2 protein-coding genes are annotated in these 1,447 nt (G+C 60.1%); both read right to left on the bottom strand.

The features are described 5' to 3' along the window. The coding region (locus tag KHO31_RS38955; RefSeq protein ID WP_211626141.1) for a tyrosine-type recombinase/integrase at nucleotides 1–756 on the bottom strand (756 nt) is incomplete at its 3' end. Further along, nucleotides 753–1,447, bottom strand: a 695-nt coding sequence (locus KHO31_RS38950) for a site-specific integrase (RefSeq protein WP_211626139.1), incomplete at its 5' end; no start/stop codon positions are given. The genes KHO31_RS38950 and KHO31_RS38955, both read right to left, overlap by 4 nt.

Here is a 1,447-nt window from a genome sequence, read left to right as displayed (position 1 = left end):
ATGTCGGAAGTCTTGGAGGCGCGGGCCGTAACCATCGCGCCCGTCCTCTGTCGCCGGTCGCAGACCGACGGCGCGCGACATTCTGACGAACATACTTCGTGCAGTGCCTGCCTTCAGTCGTTTGCCGCGCTCACTAACCAAGAACGCCTCGCTCAATCGTAAAGGACAGAGTTGATCGCGTTTCTGGACGTAGTGTTCCAGTGCCACCCGGGTCGACTCTGCGACAGGAACAAAGCGCGATTTGCCGAACTTCGATTCCCGGATGGAAAGTATCCCGCTGACGAGGTCAACGTCGGTCCGGTCGAGCCGAAACGCTTCGCCTGGCCTGAGGCCCGTCGCTACAAGAAGCCCTATGAGCGTCGAATAGGTCAGCGCTCGCATGCCGGTTCGGGATCGCAGTTGAGCGGCGCGGGTCATAAGCAGATCAATTTCCTGCTCAGTGTAAATGTGCGGGGCGTTGCGCCGTCTTCGGGCACTCAGGAGTCCTGCTGGAGGAATCTGGTTTCGATTGTCAATCACGTTCATCCATCTGGCAAATCCTCTCACTTGAGAGAGGCGCCGCCCCCAGGTAGCGCGTTCGACGAGTACGGGCGTCGTCGCCCAGCGCAGAGCCAGATCGGTTGTAATGAACTCGGCACCTTCGCGTTCCAGCAGATCAACGAAATGACCGAGTGCCAATGCAGGCTCATAGAATGACGCCCCGAGAGCACGACGGACTGCCACGTACCGGACGAGAGACTCGCGGATCGCAGTCATATTGCACCTCCCGCCGTGGGCCACGAACGCGCGACCCCGCGCAGATCCTCAAACGCGACCTTTGCATAGATCGCTGTACTGTCCGGTGAGCGGTGCCGCAAGACCTCAGCTATTTCTGCCATCGAGGCCCCATGGCGAATCATCGTCGTCGCCAGACCGTGACGAAACAGATGTGCGGAACCACGGCACGCGGGGCGGAAACCTGCACGTGCGAAGGCCTGACAAACAATCTTGCCAATTGCCGCCGGTCCCGCCAGACCAACCCGAGGTGCCAATCTGCGGAGGAATACGTGCCGCGATGCACTCGCTCCGCGAGCATCGCGGAGATATGTAGCGATTGCTGCTCCGACCTCCGATGGCAGGGGAACGTGCTCCACCATCTGCCCCTTGCCGTGAACGACGAGTTCCCCCGAACGCCAGTGAATGTCGTCGAGCTGCATGGCAACTATTTCTCCGGCACGTAGACCGAGCCGCGCCAACAACAGCAGGATTGCGTAGTCACGGCACCCAGTCGAAGTCGACCGGTCTGCAGATGCAATGAGAGCTTCTTGCTGCTCAGGCGTGAGAAACGTCGGTACAGTTGACTGTCGCCACTTACGAACTGCGGGCACGGACTCATACAGGTCTTGGGCCGTATCGCCGCGCAGAAAGAGGAAATGGCAGAACGAGCGAAGCGCAACTGCCATCAGCC

Source organism: Paraburkholderia domus (genome assembly GCF_905220705.1).
Taxonomy (GTDB): domain Bacteria; phylum Pseudomonadota; class Gammaproteobacteria; order Burkholderiales; family Burkholderiaceae; genus Paraburkholderia; species Paraburkholderia domus.
The sequence above is the reverse complement of the archived record's forward strand: the minus strand, read 5'-3'. Positions and strand labels throughout refer to the sequence as shown.